General features: G+C 70.3%; 14 protein-coding genes and 1 pseudogene. 10 read left to right on the top strand and 5 right to left on the bottom strand.

Translation table 11 applies throughout. From position 1 onward, the window contains the following. The first annotated feature begins 66 nt into the window (after positions 1-66). The gene (locus SSOG_RS16245) at positions 67-1,323 is read left to right on the top strand and encodes a helix-turn-helix transcriptional regulator (protein ID WP_009715323.1); all 1,257 of its coding nucleotides are present in this window, start codon (positions 67-69) and stop codon (positions 1,321-1,323) included. Between the two features lie 14 nt (positions 1,324-1,337). Further along, on the top strand, positions 1,338-1,703 hold the full coding sequence (locus tag SSOG_RS16240; RefSeq protein ID WP_009715322.1) for a hypothetical protein: 366 nt from the start codon (positions 1,338-1,340) through the stop codon (positions 1,701-1,703). 6 nt (positions 1,704-1,709) lie between these two features. Here SSOG_RS16240 and SSOG_RS16235 read toward each other — a convergent pair whose 3' ends face one another. Then, complete coding sequence (locus tag SSOG_RS16235; protein ID WP_009715321.1) at positions 1,710-3,140, bottom strand: M1 family metallopeptidase; 1,431 nt, start codon at positions 3,138-3,140, stop codon at positions 1,710-1,712. Between the two features lie 151 nt (positions 3,141-3,291). Here SSOG_RS16235 and SSOG_RS16230 point away from each other — a divergent pair, with 151 nt between their 5' ends. The 7 genes and pseudogenes from SSOG_RS16230 to SSOG_RS16205 all read left to right on the top strand — a co-directional run bounded on the left by SSOG_RS16230 (position 3,292) and on the right by SSOG_RS16205 (position 12,328). Further along, a complete protein-coding gene (locus tag SSOG_RS16230; protein ID WP_009715320.1) occupies positions 3,292-4,044 on the top strand; it encodes a GntR family transcriptional regulator in 753 nt (250 codons plus the stop codon). Positions 4,045-4,197: 153 nt separating this feature from the next. Continuing rightward, positions 4,198-5,916, top strand: coding sequence for a purine-cytosine permease family protein (locus SSOG_RS16225; RefSeq protein WP_039937766.1), 1,719 nt, complete (start codon positions 4,198-4,200; stop codon positions 5,914-5,916). 386 nt (positions 5,917-6,302) lie between these two features. Beyond that, entirely contained in the window at positions 6,303-7,955 is a 1,653-nt protein-coding gene (locus tag SSOG_RS16220; RefSeq protein WP_009715318.1) for an APC family permease, read from the top strand. A 148-nt stretch (positions 7,956-8,103) separates the two neighbouring features. After that, positions 8,104-8,291 (top strand): annotated as a pseudogene (locus tag SSOG_RS48500) (SPOR domain-containing protein). Positions 8,292-8,421: 130 nt separating this feature from the next. After that, a complete protein-coding gene (locus tag SSOG_RS16215) occupies positions 8,422-8,865 on the top strand; it encodes a (deoxy)nucleoside triphosphate pyrophosphohydrolase (protein ID WP_039937763.1) in 444 nt (147 codons plus the stop codon). Between the two features lie 144 nt (positions 8,866-9,009). Next, positions 9,010-9,447, top strand: coding sequence for an ATP-binding protein (locus SSOG_RS16210; RefSeq protein WP_009715316.1), 438 nt, complete (start codon positions 9,010-9,012; stop codon positions 9,445-9,447). A 169-nt stretch (positions 9,448-9,616) separates the two neighbouring features. Next, complete coding sequence (locus SSOG_RS16205) at positions 9,617-12,328, top strand: SpoIIE family protein phosphatase (RefSeq protein WP_009715315.1); 2,712 nt, start codon at positions 9,617-9,619, stop codon at positions 12,326-12,328. A gap of 175 nt (positions 12,329-12,503) precedes the next feature. On the opposite strand, the gene SSOG_RS16200 is transcribed toward SSOG_RS16205, so the two are convergent. The 4 genes from SSOG_RS16200 to SSOG_RS16185 all read right to left on the bottom strand — a co-directional run bounded on the left by SSOG_RS16200 (position 12,504) and on the right by SSOG_RS16185 (position 16,488). After that, positions 12,504-13,274, bottom strand: coding sequence for a succinate dehydrogenase/fumarate reductase iron-sulfur subunit (locus SSOG_RS16200; RefSeq protein WP_009715314.1), 771 nt, complete (start codon positions 13,272-13,274; stop codon positions 12,504-12,506). Further along, a complete protein-coding gene (locus SSOG_RS16195) occupies positions 13,271-15,256 on the bottom strand; it encodes a fumarate reductase/succinate dehydrogenase flavoprotein subunit (RefSeq protein ID WP_009715313.1) in 1,986 nt (661 codons plus the stop codon). Before SSOG_RS16195 ends, SSOG_RS16200 begins: the two co-directional genes overlap by 4 nt. 17 nt (positions 15,257-15,273) lie before the next feature. After that, positions 15,274-16,119, bottom strand: a complete 846-nt coding sequence (locus SSOG_RS16190; protein ID WP_009715312.1) for a hypothetical protein — start codon at positions 16,117-16,119, stop codon at positions 15,274-15,276. 81 nt (positions 16,120-16,200) lie between these two features. Beyond that, complete coding sequence (locus SSOG_RS16185; RefSeq protein ID WP_009715311.1) at positions 16,201-16,488, bottom strand: hypothetical protein; 288 nt, start codon at positions 16,486-16,488, stop codon at positions 16,201-16,203. Between the two features lie 297 nt (positions 16,489-16,785). On the opposite strand from SSOG_RS16185, the gene SSOG_RS16180 reads away from it, so the two are divergent. Then, positions 16,786-18,723, top strand: a complete 1,938-nt coding sequence (locus SSOG_RS16180; RefSeq protein WP_039937759.1) for an ABC transporter family substrate-binding protein — start codon at positions 16,786-16,788, stop codon at positions 18,721-18,723. The last annotated feature ends 56 nt before the right edge of the window (positions 18,724-18,779 follow it).

Genomic DNA, 18,779 nt, shown 5'->3' with positions numbered 1-18,779 from the left:
GACGCAGAAGCGTGCAGGGTGTGCACACCTCGAGTGCCGGTCCGCAGAGCGGGGAAGGGGAGCCCCATGGGGTTAGCTGAACGGCGGAAATCGCTGGGGTACAGCCAGGAGGGGCTCGCTCACGTCGTCGGTGTCGACCGCACAACGATCAGCCGTTGGGAGAGCGGAAGAACTGAGATCCAGCCTCAGCTGCGTCCGCAGTACGCAGCAGCGCTCCAACTCGACCTTGCCGAACTGGACGCCTTGGTTACCAAACCCCAAGCCACATTCCAGGAGCCCGTAGTGTCGTCTTCAGTCGACCACCACGGCTCGGGGGATACCGACGACATGATTCGACGCGAGTTCCTACGCGCACTTGCTGTTGCCGGGGCACTGACCGGTCTGAGGACCGAGGAGTCGGAGGCCCTCTCGGAAGGGGTGCACCGTCGAGGTTCCGACGACTTCATCCGCATGAACAGTCACTTGTGGCAGGTGTATCAGCTCGCACGCGCCAAAGGGGCCGTCTACCCCATCGTCTCCGATCAGCTCGCTGCCCTCGCCAAGGCGCTGGACGGGCGCTCGGACAAGGAGGGGCAGGCCTTGTGCGGCGCTGCGGCGGACCTCTTCCAGCTTGCGGGCGAGCTGGCCTTCGACGGCAACCGGTATACCGACGCAGCGGCTTCGTACACGCTCGCCGCGTCAGCCAGTAAAGAGGCGGGGGCGTTCGATCTCTGGGCTTGCGCACTCGTCCGGCATGCCTACGTCGACGTGTACGAGCATCGATACCAGGAGGCCGCTGGCATCTTGTCGGTCGCTGAGCGCGTTGCCCGACGAGGGGACAGTGCCCTGTCGACCCGGCATTGGGTCGCTGCCGTACAAGCCGAGGCGTTCGCGGGGCTCGGCGACCTGTCCGGGTGCGAACGTGCCCTTGAGCGGGCCGAGAACGTCATGCACTTGACCGGACCGGCGCAGAGCGGGGGTTGGCTGCGTTTTGACGGCTCCCGACTCGCGGAGGAGCGGGGTGCTCGGTATGTGCAGCTCGACCGGCTCGATCTTGCTGAGCAGGTTCTCCAGGGGGCCCTCGAAAAGGGCGCCCTGGCGGAGGGGCAGTCCTTACGGCGACGTGGAGCCGTGCTCGCAAACCTGGCCTCCATCGGCGTCAAGCGCAGGGATCCGGAGCAGATCGTCGATTACGCCCGCGAGGCGCTTCACCTGGCGCGGGAATCTTCCTCCGGTTATGTCGCTCGTAGGCTCCAGGATCTGCGTACGGGCTTCGGCCCTCTCGCCCGCGATGTGCGCGTTGCCGAGGTGGACGCTGAAATCAAGGCATTGAATGCCAACTGATGAAAGGGGCAGGGATGTCGCAGACCGAGGGTGCGCGGCTGTTTCGGGAGGCTTGGATCGCGGGGGTGCGGCGGCACTTTCCCGGGGAGCCCAAGCCCGGCTATGTGACGCCCTGGGAGGACACCCCGGAGTGGGAGCGGGCCGCTGCCGGGGCGGTGTATGCGCAGGTGCGGCAGTTTCTTGAGGTGAGCGAGGGGCACGCGGTGCGCCTTACGCGGGAGCAGAAGGGGCGGTTCGTCGCTACGTGCTGGACCGCGCAGATGTACCGGCACTTCGAGGACCCCAAGCCCGGGTATGTCGCCGACTGGCCCGATCTCCCCGGCTGGCAGCGGGAGACGGACGCGGACATCTTCGAGGCGATCGAGAAGGACGCCAGCTGACGGGCGTCATCGCTTCGGCTTGGCCTTGGTGTACAGCCAGGTGTCGAAGAGCTTGTCCAGGTCCTTGCCGGAGAGGCGCTCGGACAGGGCGATGAACTGGCGCGTGTCGGCGTTGCCGTGGCGGTGGTCCCGCAGCCAGGTGCGGAGGATGCGGAAGAAGGCGGGGTCGCCGACCGAGCGGCGGAGTTGGTGGAGGGCCATCGCGCCGCGGCCGTAGACGGGTGGGTCGGAGACGTGGCCGGGGGAGGGCGGGGCGGCGGGTGGGAAGGACCAGATGCCCTTGCTCTCGTCGTCCGTGCCGTCGTAGAAGGCGTCGAAGGTCTGCTGGGCGGAGCGGCCGTGGTGCTGTTCGGTCCAGAGCCATTCGGTGTAGGTGGCGAAGCCCTCGTTGAGCCACATGTCCTTCCAGGTGCGCGGGGTGACCGAGTTGCCGAACCACTGGTGGGCGAGTTCGTGGACGATCAGCAGCTCGTCGGGGGCGGCGGCGAAGTAGGGCTTGGTCTGGGTTTCCAGGGCGTAGCCGAGGTCGGGGAGGCGGTCGACGATGGCGCCGGTGGAGGCGAAGGGGTAGGGGCCGAAGGTGCGGCGTTCCCATGCGGTGATCTTGGCGATCCGGTCGGGGACGTCGCGGGAGGCATCGGCCTCGTCGGGGTCGACGGCGACGTACTGGGGGAGGCCGTGGGCGGTGGTGGAGTGGATGTCGAAGCGGCCGATCGCGACGGTGGCCAGGTACGTGGCCATGGGGTCGCGGGTGCGCCAGTGGTGGGTGGTGCGGCCGTGGCGGGTGTCGCGGCGGGTGAGTTCGCCGTTGGAGACGGCCGCGTAGCCCCGCGGGACGGTGACGGTGATGTCGTACGTGGCCTTGTCGGAGGGGTGGTTGTTGCCGGGGAACCAGGTCATGGAGCCGGTCGGCTCGCCGAGCCCTACGGCGCCGTCGGCGGTCCGGAGCCAGCCCTCGCGGGAGCCGTCGGGGTCCTTGAGGGTCTTCGGCTTGCCGTCGTAGACGACGGTCGTCGTGAAGGTGCGGCCCTCGGGGAGGGCGGTGGCGGGGGTGAGGATCAGCTCGGTGCCGTCGCGGGTGGCGCGGGCGGGGCGGCCGTTCACGGTGGTCCCGCGGACGTGCAGTCCGGCCAGGTCGAGGTGGAAGGAGCTGAGGGCGCGGGTGGCGCGGGCGGTGATCCGGGCGGTGCCGCGCAGCCGGTGGGTGCCGGGCGTGTAGTCGAGGGCGAGGCGGTAGTGGGCGACGTCGTAGCCGCCGTTGCCGAGGCGGGGGAAGAGGGGGTCACCCTTGCCCACCGCGCCCGGGGTCGCCTTGTGGGACGGTCCGGTGCAGGACGTGCTCAGCAGCAGGAGCGGGGCCAGGAGCAGGGCGCCGCGGAGGAGGCGTGCGGGTCGCTGGGGCACGGTTCTCCTCGGATGGGCGGCCTGCGGGCTCATGATCACCATCAAACCGGGTGAACCGGATGCCTGTCGATATAAACGTCCCCGAACTGGAGTTCACCACTTCTAGTGAAGCTTTGGCCGTCAGTTGCTATCCGCAACCGACGGTTGTCAAGCTGTTGCTGACTGTCAACCACTGGGAGTGCACGTGGCCTTTGGTGACCAGCCCGCATACCTCCGTGTCGCCGACGACCTCCGGAAGAAGATCGTCGCGGGCGATCTGCCACCGCATGCCCGCCTCCCCTCCCAGGCGCGGATCCGCGAGGAGTACGGGGTCTCCGACACCGTCGCCCTCGAAGCGCGCAAGGTGCTCATGGCCGAGGGCCTGGTCGAGGGCCGCTCCGGGTCGGGTACGTACGTGCGTGAGCAGCCCGTCCCGCGCCGTCTGATGCGCACCGGCTATCACCCCCGGGGCGAGTCCAGTCCGTTCCGGCAGGAGCAGGGGGACGACCGGGTCAGCGGCACCTGGGACTGCGGGAGCGAGCAGGAGGAGGCGAGCCCGGAGATCGCCGAGCGGCTGCGGGTCGAGCCGGGCGAGCGCGTCATGCGTACCCGGTATCTGTTCCGGGCGGCGGGCGAGCCGATGATGCTCTCCACGTCCTGGGAGCCGCTCGCCGTCACCGGCCGCACGCCCGTGATGCTGCCCGAGGAGGGGCCGTTGGCCGGGCGCGGGGTGGTCGACCGGATGGCGGCCGTCGACGTCGTGGTGGACAACGTGGCGGAGGAGGTCGGGGCGCGCCCGGGCCTCGCCGAGGAGGTGCTGGCGCTGGGCGGGGTGCCGGGCCATGTGGTGCTCGTGATCTCCCGTACGTACTTCGCGGGCGGGCGGCCCGTCGAGACGGCGGACGTGGTGACCCTGGCCGAGCGCTACCGGGTGGCGTACCACCTGCCGGTGAAGTGAGGCGTGGAGCGACCCCCGGTCGCGTGACCGCGAGTTTACGTCCGGCTCTTCGTCGTAACGGACCGGCAACGCCCGCTCGCGGGCTGCCGACATGTGACCGGCCTAGCTTCCTCTGGCGTACCGCTCACGCGCCGAACGACAGGGGAAGCCGCCATGACGGACACGGTCACACCCGGGCAGACGCAGACGCAGCAGAAGGCGTCCGGGCCCCGCGCGCCGCGGCGCAGTTATGCCCGGCTCGCCGCCGACGAGAGTCGCGAGGACTATTCGCTGCGCTACGCGCCGCACTCGTACCGCCGTTGGTCGCCGACCATGGTCGCGTCGACGGCGCTCGGCGGTATCGCCTATCTCGCCGACTTCGCGATCGGCGCGTCCATCGTCTTCACGTACGGCTTCACCAGCGGTCTCGCCTCGATCCTCACCGCGGCGACGATCATCTTCCTGACCGGTATCCCGATCGCGCGCGCCTGTGCGAAATACGGGCTGGACATGGATCTGATCACCCGCGGCGCCGGGTTCGGCTACTTCGGATCGACGCTGACCTCGCTCATCTACGCGAGCTTCACCTTCATCTTCTTCGCGCTGGAGGGCTCGATCATGGCGCAGGCCATGCATCAGGCCCTCCACATCCCGCTCCCCATCGGGTATCTGATCACCACTCTGATCGTCATCCCCATCGTCTTCCGCGGGATGGGCGCCCTCGCCAAGGTGCAGGCGTGGACGCAGCCGCTGTGGCTGATCGGGCTGGTGCTGCCGTTCGTGGTGCTCGCCTTCGAACGGCCGGACGCCTGGGCCTCGTTCGCCTCCTTCGGCGGTACGGAGGGGGCGGGCTCCGGGTTCGACTGGATCGGGTACGGGCTCGGCACCGGCGTGGCGCTCTCGCTGATCGCCCAGATCGGTGAGCAGGCCGACTATCTGCGCTTCATGCCCGCCAAGACCGAGCAGAACCGGCGGCGCTGGAATCTGGCGGTGCTGGCCGCCGGGCCCGGCTGGGTGGTGATCGGCGCCGCCAAGCAGCTCGGCGGCGCGTTCCTGGCCTTCGTGGCGCTCGGCGCGGTCGGCACGACCCACGCCCTGGAGCCGATCGCCCCGCAGATCGAGGCGTTGAAGCCCTGGCTCGGGTCGGTCGCGCTGCCGGCCGCCGCGCTGTTCGTCGTGGTCTCCCAGATCAAGATCAACGTGACCAACGCCTACAGCGGCTCGCTGTCCTGGTCCAACTTCTTCTCCCGGGTGACCCATCGTCACCCCGGCCGGGTCTGGTACATCTTCCTCAACCTCGCCATCGCGCTGACGCTGATGGAGATGAACATGTTCGCGGCCCTCAACAAGCTGCTGGGCTTCTACTCCAACGTCGGCATCGCCTGGATCGCGGCGGTCACCGCCGATCTGGTGATCAACAAGCCGCTGGGGCTGAGCCCGAAGTACATCGAGTTCAAGCGCGCGTACCTGTACGCGGTGAACCCGGCGGGGTTCGGCGCGATGGTGATCGCCTCGACGGTTTCGATCATCGCCTTCTTCGGGGTGTTCGGCGAGGTGCCCGAGGCGTTCTCCACCTTCATCGCCTGCGGTCTGGCGCTGGTGCTCAGCCCGCTGCTGGCCTGGCTCACCCGGGGGCGCTACTACCTGGCCCGGCCGAACCCGGTCAACGGACCGGGGGTGGAGGTGCCGGACATCACCGCCGTCCACACCTGCGCGGAGTGCGAGACGGCGTACGAGCTGCCGGACATCGCCGACTGCCCGGTGCGGGCCGGGGCGGTGTGCTCGCTGTGCTGCTCGCTGGACGCCGAGTGCGGCGACGCCTGCCGCAAGGGGCCGAACGGCGCGACGCCGGTGCTCCTGGCGGTGCCGACCGTCCGAGCGAGCGACGGGTAAAAGGCCGGTAATTTATTCGGCTGGTCTTTCTCCCGCCCACGGCCAACTTGAGCTGCATTTGAGCTTGTTGGTTCGTGGGCGGCCCTTGTTCCCCGTGCTTCGCTATTCAAAACCCATGCCTTGGAATCCATGCCCTCGACTTGTCGAATTGAACGCATTCGGCGATATCCGAGCGAAATGGCGGCGCCGGTGAGGGTGCCGCGGCCAGTGCCGATCCGTACCGCCTGGCCAGCACCTTCGTACGAGACCGATAAACGTGTTGCATAGATCACACGCGATGTCCGATAGCTCAGATCGTCCTCAAGCCCGTAAAGCGCACCCTTATTTCGCTTGTACGATGGCGCGGTTTGCATCAGGTCTGGGGGGCGAAAGGAGCGTGAGGGGCGTTGACGACGGAGCAGGGTTCCCACTCGCATTACAAACGGTCACTCGGCACGGTGGCCCTCACCGCGGTGGGCCTCGGTTCGATCATCGGTTCCGGCTGGCTGTTCGGCGCCGCGAGGGCCGCGGCGCTGGCGGGACCGGCGGCCATCTTTGCCTGGGTGATCGGCGCGGCGGTCGCCCTGACCATCGCCCTGACGTACTCCGAACTCGGTTCGATGTTCCCCAAGGCCGGCGGCATGGTGCGGTACGGCCAGTACTCGCACGGCTCGCTGGCCGGGTATCTGGCGGCCTGGGCCAACTGGATCGCGATCGTCTCCGTGATCCCCGGTGAGGCGACCGCGTCCGTCCAGTACATGAGCTCCTGGGACTTCGGCTGGGCCAAGGAGCTGTACGACGGGAAGGAGCTGACCGGCGGCGGTGTCGCGCTCGCGTCCGTGCTGCTGGTCTTCTACTTCTTCCTCAACTGGTTCGCGATCACCCTCTTCGCGAAGACCAACACGGCGATCACCGTCTTCAAGCTCGTCGTCCCGGCCCTGACCGCGGGCGCCCTGCTGATGGCGCACTTCGACACCGGCAACGTCACCGGCAACGGCGGCTTCACGCCGAACGGCTGGAACTCGGTGTTCACTGCCGTCGCCGTCTCCGGCATCGTCTGGGCGTACAACGGCTTCCAGTCGCCGCTGAACATGGCGGGCGAGGCCCGCAACCCGGGCAAGTCGCTGCCCAAGGCCGTCATCAGCTCCATCCTCATCGCGCTGGTGATCTACGTGGCCCTCCAGGTCGCGTTCCTGACCGCCGTCCCGGCGGCCGACCTCGCGCACGGCGGCTGGGCGAAGCTCTCGTACGACTCCCCGCTCGCCGACCTCTCCCTCGCCTGGGGGCTGAACTGGCTGGCGCTGCTGCTGTACGCGGACGCCTTCGTCTCCCCGTCCGGCACCGGCATGATCTACGCGGCCACCACCTCCCGCATGGTCCAGGGCGTCCAGGAGAACGGCCACCTGCCCGGCGTCTTCGGCAAGGTCGACCCGAAGACCGGCATTCCGCGCCCGGCGCTGGTGCTCAACCTGGTGATCGCGTTCGCGTTCCTCGCGGTCTTCCGCGGCTGGGGCTCGCTGGCCGAGATCGTCTCGGTGGCGACCGTCATCTCGTACATCACCGGACCGGTCGCCGTGATGTCGCTGCGGCGGCTCTCCCCGGACCTGCCGCGCCCGGTGAAGCTGCGCGCGATGCCCGTCATCGCGCCGATCGCGATGGTCTTCGGCTCGCTCGTCCTCTACTGGGCCCGCTGGCCGCTCACCGGCAAGGTCATCTTCATCATGGCGATCGGCCTGCCGATCTGGGCCTGGTACGAGCTGCGCAAGCCGTGGGCCGAACTGAAGCCGCATCTGGCGGCGGGCGCCTGGATGGTGACGTACCTGTTGGTCATGGCCGGGGTGTCGTGGGCCGGCGGCAAGGAGTTCGGCGGCCGCGGCTATCTGCCCGAGGGCTGGGACATCCTGGTCGTCACCCTGATCGCCCTCGGCTTCTACGTCTGGGGCGTGCGCAGTGCATGGCGCAATCCCACGCTGCTGGAGGCCGAGCGCGAGCTGGCCGACACCACGGCCGAGGAGCTGACCGGCGAGGCGGACCGGGAGACGGTCTCCACGCGGTCCTGAGCGCGTGGCCGGATGCGTGCCTCGTTGTAAGAACACGTATCCGCTGCGTGAAGGTAGGGCGTAGGCTCGGGCATATGCGGAACGGGATTTCCTTAACGGTGTCGCCCAGACGCGTGCCCGGGTGCGCCACAACGGAGGGGGCGGAGAGATGAGTGACGGCAACGCTGTGCTGCCCATGGCCTCGTCATCCGCCAGGACGGCAACGGCAACCGCTATCGCGTCGGCCGCTACGCCACGCGGACGGAGGCCCAGGAGGTCGCCGACCGACTGGACGACCAGGGGCAGGAGCAGCTCTACGTCGTCGAGCGGACCGCCGCGACCGGACAGGCAGGCTGACGCCGTCGGTCCGAGGTGCCGTCCGTACCACCTGTACATGGCCTTGCTGCCGGCGGGCCGGAGTCTCCCGTTCGTCCGGGCGGGAGAATCCGGCCCGCCGGGCTCTGTGCGTACGGCCTAGAGTGCGGGCATGACGGTGCGCGTGGTGGTGGGCGGAGCGGTGTTCGACCAGGGGCGGCTGCTGGCCGCGCGGCGCAGCGCCCCGCCCGAGCTGGCCGGTCGCTGGGAGCTGCCCGGCGGCAAGGCCGAGCCCGGTGAGACCCCGCGGCAGGCCCTGGTGCGGGAGCTGCGCGAGGAGCTGGGCGTCGAGGTCGAGCCGCTGGAGCCGCTGCCCGGCGAGTGGCCGCTGAAGCCCGGCTATGTCCTGCGGGTGTGGACCGCCGCGCTGCGCTCCGGCGAGCCGCGTCCGCTGGAGGACCACGACGAGCTGCGCTGGCTGACCCCCGACCGGGTGGACGAGGTCGACTGGCTGGATGAGGACCGGCCCGCGGTGGCGGAGGCGGTCCGGCGGCTGCGCGCCGCGGAACACCCCCGTCCGCGCGCCGCGGAACACCCCCGTCCGCGCGCCCGCTGATCCCCTGTGAGCTCATTCGGCCCTGCCGGGACGGCCCGGCGCGGTACCGGGCCCGGAATTCGGGTATGTGCTGATTAACCCCTCTGAACCGTCTGAATCCCTCCATTTCGGCAGGGCGGTGCGGCGGCTGGTAGCGGCTGGGAAGTGATCGGCGTGAGTGAGAGCGCAGGGACGGCCGCCGGGCCCACCCCCGGTTTCGTCGAGTGGGTCTTCCCCGCCGAGCCGGGCTCCGTGCGCGCCGCCCGCTGGCTGGTCCGGCAGGCGCTGGACGACTGGGGGCTGTCGGCGCTGGGCGATGTGACGGCGCTGCTGGTGAGCGAACTGGTCACCAACGCCCTGCGGTACGCGAGCGGCCCGATCGGGCTGCGCATGTACGCCCGTCGCGAAACCGGCGTGCCGCGTTCCGTGCTGATGGTCGAGGTGTCCGACCCGCTGGACGACCCGCCGCACGCGCGTACGGCCTCCCCGGAGGACGAGAGCGGCCGGGGGCTGGAGCTGATCGCCCGGGCCGCGCTGCGCTGGGGCACCCGCCACGGGCGGGCCGGAAAAACGGTGTGGTTCGAGCTGCCGCTGCCTGGTTAGGAGTGAGGGGGAGCGCTGATCTTGAGCGCTTCATCAAAAGCCGGGACGGAAACGGATTGCGGGCTGAGATAGTGCTGTGATCGTGAAGACCGTACTCCGGATGGCCGTGGTGCTGGATACTCGGCTATCTGTAGCCGGTCGGAGCACCTGAGCCGGAGGGGACGGGCGCATGAGCGAGAAGCCAGCGGGGGCGGATATCCCCGAGGAGACGGTCGGTTCGCAGGTGTCGCCGGTGTCGCAAATGTCATCAATGCCCGGACCGGCGTCCGGATCGGCGTCAGCGTCGGTGCCGGGGTCGATGCTGGGCGCGATGTCCGATGTGTGGCAGAGCAGTCCGCCCGGATCGATCTATGACTACATCCGTATCGCCTCCTTCTCGCTCGGGTCCGACGGCCGTATCGCGCAGTGGAGCGAACGCGCCGCCGAGCTACTGGGACTGACGGCGGCCCAGGCCGTCGGCAAGGACCCGGTGGACGCCTTCGTACCGGCTGAGCTGCGGGAGACCGGCCGCCGCAAGGTCGCCGACATCCTGGACGGCCGGGAGTGGACCGGCCTGGTTCCCTACCGCAGCCCCCAGGCGCCCGGCGGGGTCAGCATCGCCGAGGTCTATGTGATGCCGAGCCAGGACGAGGACGGGGAGCGCACCGCGCTCTGTATCGCCGTCGATGTCGGCGCGTTGCGCGGGCTGGAAACCGATCTTGCCGCCTCACAGGCCGTTTTCGGTCAATCTCCGCTTGGTTTCTTTCTCTTCGGTACAGATTTGCGCATGCTCCGCGTCAACGAGCGCTTTGCGACGGTTTTCGGCCGCCCCGTCGAGGAGTACCGCGGCGCCACCGCGCACGATCTGCTGCCTCGGGGCGAGGCCGACCGGCTCGCCGCCGCGCTGCGCCAAGTCCTGGACAGCGGAAGCTCCCTGACGGACATGCCGATCATGGGCCCGGTCCCCGGCAGCCATGACCGCCGCCGCTGGTCGGTGTCGCTGTACCGGCTGCACAGCGGATCGGGCCGCCCCATCGGCATCGCCGGGCTCGCCACCGACGTCACAGGGCGCCGCCGCGCCGAGCAGGAGGCCGCGGGCGTACGCCGCAACCTGGCGCTGCTGAACGAGGCCGGGGCCCGAATAGGCACCTCGCTGGACCTGGAGACCACCGCCCGCGAACTCCTGGACGTGGCCGTCCCGCAGTTCTGCGACCTGGCCTCCGTCGACCTCTACCAGGGGCTGCTGTCCGGCGACGAGACCCCGCCCGGGCTCGCCGACGGCAGCGCTGAGCTGCGCCGCGTCGCCTTCGCCAGCGCCGTCTCGGACGGCCCCGTCGCCTTCGGCGACATCTACCGCACCGACGACAGCGGCCAGGGCGAGCTGCCCAAGCCCATCGACGTCGGCGAGGTGCACCGCTACCCCTTCCACTCGCTGTGCGCCCACGCCCTGCGCACCGCCCAGGTCCGGGTCGTCACCGGCCGCGACAGCGGCGAGGGCATGGAACTCGGCGCCATGCTCCAGTCCACGCTCCTGGTGCCGATGGTCGCGCGCGACACCGTCGTCGGCCTCGCCCAGTTCTCCCGTACGAAGGGCAGCGAACCCTTCGGCGAACGGGACCGGGCGCTCGCCGTCGAACTGGCCGCCCGCGCCGCCGTCTCCATCGACAACGCCCGGCTCTACCGCAGAGAACACGAGCGCGCGCTGATCCTCCAGCGCAGCCTGCTCCCGCCCGGCGACCCGGAGGCCGCCGGGCTCGACATCGCCTGCCGCTATCTGCCGGGCAACGCGGCCACCGAGGTGGGCGGCGACTGGTTCGACGTCATCGAACTCCCCGGGCACCGCACCGCGCTGGTGGTCGGCGATGTGATGGGGCGCGGCCTGCGGGCCGCCGTCGCGATGGGCGAGCTGCGCACCGCCGTCCGCACCCTGGCCCTGCTGGACCTGGAGCCCGCCGAGGTGCTGTCCGCGCTGGACGAGATCGCCCGGGGGCTGGGCGCGCCCGGCGGCTCGACCGCCGGACGGGCCGCGGGACGGTCCGCCGACGCCTCCTCCGACCTGTCCGAGGTCTACCTCGCCACCTGCGTCTACGCCGTCTACGACCCGGTCACCCGGCGCTGCACCTTCGCCAACGCGGGCCATCTGCCGCCCGCCCTGGTCGAACCGGGGGAGGGCGCGCTGCTGATGGAGGTGCCGCCGGGTATGCCGCTCGGGGTCGGCGGCGAGCCCTTCGAGGAGACCGAGGTCGAGCTGCCGGACGGTGCGCTGCTGGCCCTCTACACCGACGGCCTCGTCGAATCCCGCGACCACGCCCTGGACGAGGGGCTCCAGGACCTCCGTACCGCGCTGTCCACCGACGAGGGCGCCGACCGCCCCGACAGTTCGCTGGAGGACATCTGTGACCACGTCCTCAGCAGCCTCGACACCCACCACGGCGAGGACGACATCGCCCTGCTCATGGCCCGGGTGCAGGGCCTGCCGAGCGGGTCGGTCGGCGACTGGCAGCTGCCGAGTGACCCGCAGTCGGTCGGGCGGGCCCGGGAGCTCGCCCGTGAGCAGCTGGAGTCCTGGGGCATGGAGGGCCTGGTCGACACCACCGAGCTGCTGGTCAGCGAGCTGGTGACCAACGCGCTGCGGTACGGCGAGGGCGAGATACGGCTACGGCTGCTGCTGGACCGGACGCTGGTGTGCGAGGTCTGGGACGGCAACCTGGTCCAGCCGCGGCGGCGGCGCGCCCGCGACACCGACGAGGGCGGCCGCGGGCTCCAGCTGGTCGGCCTCCTCAGCGCGGGCTGGGGCAGCCGCCGCACCCCGCACGGCAAGACGGTCTGGTTCGAGCTGGCCCTCCCGGACGGCGAGTCCTCGGGCCCGGACTCGGTGGAAGCGCTGCTCAGCCTGTGGTGACGTGACGTGGGCCCGCCCCTTTTTCAGGGCTCGGTTCGCCTCCGGGGCGCCTCAGCCGGTGTCGACGGTCGACCGTGCTCGGTCCCTCGTTCCTCGGGACCTCCGCGCGCTCTCCCTTTCGACACCGGCGCGCCCCTTCGGCTCACTCGCCATCGGCGGACCCACGTGCCACGCCTCACCCCTCCCGGCGGCGGATCTTGTTGCCCAGCCAGACCAGGGGGTCGTACTTGCGGTCCACGGCCCGCTCCTTGAGCGGGATCAGGGCGTTGTCGGTGATCTTGATCCCCTCGGGGCAGACCTCCGTGCAGCACTTGGTGATGTTGCAGTACCCGAGACCGTGCTCGTCCTGGGCGGCCCGCTTGCGGTCGATCCCGGCCTCGCCCGCCGCGTCCAGCGGATGCATGTCCAGCTCGGACACCCGCATCAGGAAGCGCGGGCCCGCGAACGCCTCCTTGTTCTGCTCGAAGTCGCGCAGGACGTGACAGGTGTCCTGGCACAGGAAGCACTCGATGCACTTGCGGAACTCCTGCGAGCGCCCCACGTCCTCCTGCTGCATCCGGTACTCACCCGGGCCCAGGCCCTCCGGCGGGACGAAGGACGGCACCTCCCGGGCCTTGGTGTAGTTGAAGGAGACGTCCGTGACCAGGTCACGGACGACCGGGAAGGCGCGCAGTGGCGTCAGCGTGATCGTCTCGTCGCGGCTGAAAACCGACATCCGCGTCATGCACAGCAGCCTCGGCTGTCCGTTGATCTCGGCGCTGCACGAGCCGCATTTGCCCGCCTTGCAGTTCCAGCGGACCGCCAGGTCCGGTGCCTGGGTCGCCTGGAGGCGGTGGACGATGTCCAAAACGACTTCGCCCTCATTGACCTCGACGCGGAAGTCCCGCAGACCGCCGCCGTCCACATCGCCCCGCCACACCCGGAAGTGGGCCTCGTACGCGCTCACTGGGTCAGCTCCTCGTCCGTCAGGTACTTCACCAGCTCGTCCTTTTCGAACAGGTTCAGCAGATCGGGCCGGATGGGCGGCGTCTCGCGCCGCTCCAGCCGGATCTGCCCGCGCCCGGGATCCGTCGGCGCGGCGAGACCGGCCGACGGGTCGGAGAGGCGGCAGACCAGGTTGACCCGGCGCCATTCGCGGTCCATCTCGGGACAGTCGTCGCGGGTGTGCCCGCCACGGCTCTCGGTGCGCTCCAGGGCGGCGCGCGCCACGCACTCGCTGACCAGCAGCATGTTGCGCAGGTCGATGGCCAGGTGCCAGCCGGGGTTGAACTGCCGGTGGCCCTCGACCCCGGCCCGCCGCGCCCGGACCCGCAGCGCCGCCAGCCGGTGCAGCGCGTCCTCCATCTCACCGGCCCGCCGGATGATGCCCACCAGGTCGTTCATGGTCTGCTGGAGTTCCTGGTGCAGCGTGTACGGATTCTCGGCGGGGCCGGCCGGCTGCTCGGCCGCGGAGCCCGCGGATACGGCGGACGGCAGCTCGCCGTCCTCGGCGCTGAACGGCCGCAGCGCCTCGGCCGCCGCCAGGTCCAGCTGGGCGTCGTCGGGCACCGGTCGGGTGCCGGACGCGGCGGCCTCCTGTGCGTACCGGGCCGCGTGGAGCCCGGCACGGCGGCCGAAGACCAGCAGGTCGGAGAGGGAGTTGCCGCCGAGCCGGTTGGAGCCGTGCATACCGCCCGCGACCTCGCCCGCGGCGAAGAGGCCGGGGACGCCGCTCGCGGCCGCGGTGTCCGGGTCGACGTCCACCCCGCCCATCACGTAGTGGCAGGTGGGGCCGACCTCCATGGGCTCGGCCGTGATGTCGACGTCGGCCAGCTCCTTGAACTGGTGGTGCATGGACGGCAGCCGCCGCTTGATCACCTCGGCGGGCATCCGGGTGGAGACGTCGAGGAAGACGCCGCCGTGCGGGGAGCCGCGGCCCGCCTTGACCTCGGAGTTGATGGCGCGGGCCACCTCGTCGCGGGGGAGCAGCTCGGGCGGGCGGCGGTTGTGGTCCGGGTCCTCGTACCAGCGGTCGCCCTCGTCCTCGGACTGGGCGTACTTCTCCTTGAAGACGTCCGGAATGTAGTCGAACATGAACCGCTTGCCCTCGCTGTTGCGCAGCACCCCGCCGTCCCCGCGCACCGACTCGGTGACGAGGATCCCCTTGACCGAGGGCGGCCAGACCATGCCGGTCGGGTGGAACTGCACGAACTCCATGTTGATCAGCGGGGCCCCGGCGAGGAGGGCCAGTGCGTGGCCGTCGCCGGTGTACTCCCAGCTGTTGGAGGTCACCTTGAAGGACTTGCCGATGCCGCCGGTGGCCAGCACCACGGCCGGGGCCTCGATCGCGAAGAAGCGGCCGGACTCCCGTTCGTAGCCGAAGACCCCGGCGACCTTCTCGCCCGCCGCGTCCTTGACGATGCGGGTGACCGTGCACTCCTGGAAGACCTTGAGCCGGGCCTCGTAGTCGCCGGTCTCGGCGTGGTCCTCCTGCTGGAGGGAGACGATCTTCTGCTGGAGGGTGCGGATCAGCTCCAGCCCTGTGCGGTCGCCTACGTGGGCGAGCCGCGGATACTCATGGCCGCCGAAGTTCCGCTGGGAGATCCTGCCGTCCGGGGTGCGGTCGAAGAGCGCGCCCCAGGTCTCCAGCTCCCAGACCCGGTCCGGGGCCTCCTGGGCGTGCAGCTCGGCCATCCGCCAGTGGTTGAGGAACTTGCCTCCGCGCATGGTGTCGCGGAAGTGCACCTGCCAGTTGTCGCCCTCGTTGACATTGCCCATGCTGGCGGCGATGCCGCCCTCGGCCATCACCGTATGGGCCTTGCCGAACAGCGACTTGCAGATGACGGCGCAGCGCATGCCCGCCTCGCGTGCCTCGATCGCGGCCCGCAGCCCGGCGCCGCCCGCGCCGATCACGACCACGTCCCAGGCCTGACGTTCGACTTGCGTCATCGTTGAAGGCACCTCTCCTAGAAGAACCGGGGGTCGTCGAAGGCGCCGCTCGCCAGCAGGAACACATAGAAGTCGGCGACGGCGACACTGATCAGCGACGCCCAGGCCAGCTGCATATGGCGCGCGTTGAGCGAGCTGACCCAGCCCCAGAGCCGGTAGCGCACCGGGTGCCGGGAGAAGTGCTTGAGCCGGCCGCCGACGATATGCCGGCAGGAGTGGCAGGAGAGGGTGTACGCCCAGATCAGCGCGATGTTGGCGAGCAGCACCAGGGTGCCGAGACCCATATGACCCCACCGGCCGTGCTCGTCCCTGAAGGCGAGCACGGTGTCATAGGTGAGGATCCCCGCGACGATCACCGCGAAGTAGAAGAAGTAGCGGTGGATGTTCTGGAGGATGAGCGGGAAGCGGGTCTCGCCGGTGTAGTTGGCGCGCGGCTCGGCGACCGCGCAGGCCGGTGGTGAGGCCCAGAAGCCCCGGTAATACGCCTTGCGGTAGTAGTAGCAGGTCAGCCGGAAGCCGAGCGGGAAGATCAGGATCAGCAGGGCGGGGGACAGGCCCCACCACGCGCCGAAGATCTCCCAGTTTGCGCCGTCCTTCATGGGGACGCAGTTCTGGGCGACGCACGGCGAGTAGAACGGGGAGACGTACGGCTCGGCGTAGTAGTTGTCGCCTGCGAAGGCCCGCCACGTCGAGTAGACGATGAACGCGAACAGCCCGGCGGCGGTGACCGCGGGCGCCAGCCACCAGCGGTCGGTCCGCAGATGGCGGGCGGGGATGGCGGCGCGCGACGGGCTGCGCACGCCACTCGTGGCCGCTTCCCGTTCGGAGGGCGTGGCGGCTTGGGGGTCGGTGCCAGTGGCCAAGGAAAACTCCGCTGTGGAGTGGTGTGGGGGACGGTCGGGCGCGAACCCGTCGGGACCGGGTCACGCGCCGGGCGACCCCTCTTAAGGAGCGTGACGGTCGCGCGCGCCGAGACCCTCGTCGTCGACGTCCGACCACAGCGCGCTGTTGTACGGGGCGTCGGGGACCGGGACCATCTCGGGGCGCGGCCGCTCCGCGCCGGGGGCCGTATCGCGCAGCAGGGCGAGACTTTCGCGCAGGTGGTCCGCATCGGTGCGGACCCGTCGTATCTCCAGCCCGCCGGCGCCGACCCGGTCTTCCAGCCGGGTGACGGAACGGACCAGCTCGTCGAGACAGCGTTGGACGGCCGTCAAGTCGTCGTTCAAGGACATGACTTGCCCTCACTTCCGCGGTTGCGGTTGGCGGCGCTCATGCGACAGCGAGTGTTACGCGTCACAGTCCTGGTTGGGAAGGGATCTGCCGCGATTGGCGGAGTCACCGGCGTGATCACGCCGCCGTGCGCCGGGGTGCGCGCCGGTCGCACTGATCCGGTCGGGTGATCCTGTCCCCTCCATGGCCGTCCCGAGGTGCTGTCTCATGATCCGTCGCTTTGAGTAAGGAGTATATGCGACAGGCGTCAAAATGTGCGAAATGCGCTTAATATCGGCACACCCCGGAGGTCACGAGCCATGTCCATCGACAAGCGACGCTGCGCCGTGCTGCTCGCCGCGGGAGTGCTGCTGCCACTGCCCGCCCTCACCGGGTGCAGCTCAGGCGACGACGACGGCCCGCCGTCGCCCGCGGCCCGGGACATCGCCCCGGCCTCCCGTGCGCAGACCGCTCCCGGCGGCACGCTGCGCTGGGCGCTGGACGCCCGGCCCGCGACCTTCAACGCCTTCCAGACCTCCGCCGACACGGGCACCGAGCGGATCGCCGGGGCGGTGCTGCCCGCGCTCCACACCCTCGACGCCCGTGGCCGCCCGCAGCGCAACGGCGACTATCTGGAGTCCGCCGAGGTGGTCTCGCGCGAGCCCAAGCAGGTCGTGGTCTACAAGCTCAACCCCAAGGCGGTGTGGAGCGACGGCCGCCCGCTCGGCGCGGAGGACTTCTCCGCCCAGTGGAAGGCCCTGCGGGGTACGGAGAACGCCTACTGGACCGCGCGCAACGCCGGGTACGACCGCATCGCCAGGATCCAGCCGGGGGAGAAGGACCACGAGGTCAAGGTAACCTTCGCCAAGCCGTACACCGACTGGCGGTCGCTGTTCACGCCGCTGTACCCGAAGAGCATGATGAGCAACCCGGCCGTCTTCAACGCCGGGGCCCGCAAGGGGCTCGCCGTCACCTCAGGCCCCTTCATGGTCCGCGCGGTGAAGGACACCTCCGTCACCCTCGTACGGAACCCCAAGTGGTGGGGCGACCGGGCGCGGCTGAACCGGCTGGTCTTCGAGGCCGTCCCGGCCCGGAAGCGGGCCGCCGCCCTGGTCGACGGGACCCTCGACATGGCCGAGGTCGACCGGTCGACGGCACGCCGCATCCAGGCCGCCGAGCCCGCCGGGAAGCGGGCCGCCGGGGCCAAGCTGCACCCCTCCGGCAAGGCGGGCGCGCCCAAGCTGGAGACCCACGCGCAGGACGCCGCGGACGCCACGCGGGCCCGGGCGGAGGCCGAGAAGGCGGACTCCGAGAAGGCGGAGGCCGGGAAGGCGCAGGGGGCCGAGCGGTCCGAGGCCGTGGCCCTGCGGCGGTTCGCGCTGCGCACGGCGCTGGACCCCGCGTACACCCAGCTCGCCATCAACGGCGCCAAGGGCCCGCTCGCGGATGAGCGGGTGCGCCGCGCGGTGGCCCGCGCGATCGACCGGCAGGCGCTCGCCAAGCTCGTGCTGAAGCCGTTCGGGCTGCCCACGGATCCGCTGGGCAACCATCTGCTGATGTCCGAGCAGAAGGGCTACAAGGACCACAGCGGCGCCCTGGGCGGCCCCGACACCCAGGCCGCGCAGTCCCTGCTCGCCGACGCGGGCTGGCGCCCCGGCGGCTCGTCCGCCCGCCAGAAGTCCATCGACGGCAAGACGGACGAGCGGTCCGGGCGCTCCCGCCCGGCCGCCGTGCAGAAGAAGGGACGGCCGCTGGTGCTGCGCTTCGTCGTCCCGTCGGACTCCGGCGGCTCGCTGCGCGCCGTCGGCGAGCGCATCGGCCGGATGCTGGAGGAGATCGGCGTCCGCACCGAGATCACCAAGGTGAAGAGCGACGCCTTCTTCAAGGACCACATCGCCACCGGCAAGTACGACCTGGCCCTCTACTCCTGGCCCGCCTCCGCCTACCCGGCGACCGACGGCCGCCCGATCTACGCCAAGCCCCAGCCGGCCGCGGACGGCTCGCTGGTGGTGGAGCAGAACTACACCCGGGTCGGTACGGACCAGATCGACCAGCTCTTCGACGAGGCGCTCACCGAGCTGGACGGCGGCGCCTCGCGCGCCCTGGTCGGCCGGGCGGACGCCCGGATCTGGGCGGCTGCCGGATCGATCCCGCTGTACCAGCCGCCGCAGCTGGTGGCGGTCCGGAAGACGGTGGGCAACGCCGGAGCGTTCGGCTTCGCCACTCCCCGCTACCAGGACATCGGTTTCCGTAAGTAGCCGAGAGGCCGTGCGGTGAGCGTGCGGGACGGCGTGGGGACGGGTGGCGGCATCCG

Origin of the sequence: Streptomyces himastatinicus ATCC 53653, from assembly GCF_000158915.1 — a bacterium.
GTDB classification, from domain to species: domain Bacteria; phylum Actinomycetota; class Actinomycetes; order Streptomycetales; family Streptomycetaceae; genus Streptomyces; species Streptomyces himastatinicus.
This window is presented reverse-complemented; position numbering and strand designations above follow the sequence as displayed.

Excerpts from the sequence above, each read along its gene's own strand:
- SSOG_RS16245 (WP_009715323.1), top strand. The coding sequence starts at position 67 with ATGGGGTTAGCTGAACGGCGGAAATCGCTGGGGTACAGCCAGGAGGGG.
- SSOG_RS16240 (WP_009715322.1), top strand. The coding sequence starts at position 1,338 with ATGTCGCAGACCGAGGGTGCGCGGCTGTTTCGGGAGGCTTGGATCGCG.
- SSOG_RS16235 (WP_009715321.1), bottom strand. The coding sequence starts at position 3,140 with ATGAGCCCGCAGGCCGCCCATCCGAGGAGAACCGTGCCCCAGCGACCC.
- SSOG_RS16225 (WP_039937766.1), top strand. The coding sequence starts at position 4,198 with ATGACGGACACGGTCACACCCGGGCAGACGCAGACGCAGCAGAAGGCG.
- SSOG_RS16215 (WP_039937763.1), top strand. The coding sequence starts at position 8,422 with ATGACGGTGCGCGTGGTGGTGGGCGGAGCGGTGTTCGACCAGGGGCGG.
- SSOG_RS16205 (WP_009715315.1), top strand. The coding sequence starts at position 9,617 with ATGAGCGAGAAGCCAGCGGGGGCGGATATCCCCGAGGAGACGGTCGGT.
- SSOG_RS16195 (WP_009715313.1), bottom strand. The coding sequence starts at position 15,256 with ATGACGCAAGTCGAACGTCAGGCCTGGGACGTGGTCGTGATCGGCGCG.
- SSOG_RS16185 (WP_009715311.1), bottom strand. The coding sequence starts at position 16,488 with ATGTCCTTGAACGACGACTTGACGGCCGTCCAACGCTGTCTCGACGAG.
- SSOG_RS16180 (WP_039937759.1), top strand. The coding sequence starts at position 16,786 with ATGTCCATCGACAAGCGACGCTGCGCCGTGCTGCTCGCCGCGGGAGTG.